Annotated in this window: 1 protein-coding gene; it reads left to right on the top strand. The window is 56.6% G+C overall.

Annotation, left to right across the window (positions count from 1 at the left end; all coding sequences use genetic code 11):
* On the top strand, positions 1 to 452 hold a 452-nt coding region (locus KP705_RS17670; protein ID WP_215765225.1), incomplete at both ends, for a transposase.

Raw genomic sequence — 452 nt, 5'->3', positions numbered from 1 at the left:
CTCAACAATTTGTCTGATGAGCGGACGGAATATCTGATCAACGATCGCCTCTCCTTTATGCGTTTCCTTGGGCTGGGACTTTCAGATCGGGTGCCGGATGCCAAAACGGTCTGGCTGTTTCGCGAGCGTCTGACCCAGGCGAGTGCGATCGATGGKCTGTTCAACCGYTTTGAYGCRACCCTGCGGAACGCYGGTTATCTCCCGATGTCAGGGCAGATCCTGGATGCAACGCTGGTCGCGGCTCCCAGGCAGCGCAACACAAATGCTGAGAAAGCGGATCTGCGTGAAGGGCGGATCCCACAGGACTGGCAGGACAAGCCCGCAAAGATGTCGCATAAGGATCGTCATGCACGATGGACACTTAAGTTCACGAAGGCGAAGCGGCAGGACGATGGAACCATACCGTCGAGCGATCTCGCCATCCCGTTCTTTGGCTACAARTCCCAYGTCTC

This window comes from Gluconobacter sp. P1D12_c (genome assembly GCF_018812105.1).
Classification (GTDB): Bacteria; Pseudomonadota; Alphaproteobacteria; order Acetobacterales; family Acetobacteraceae; genus Gluconobacter; species Gluconobacter oxydans_A.
Note: the sequence above shows the minus strand (reverse complement) of the source record. Positions and strands in the feature narration are given on the sequence as shown.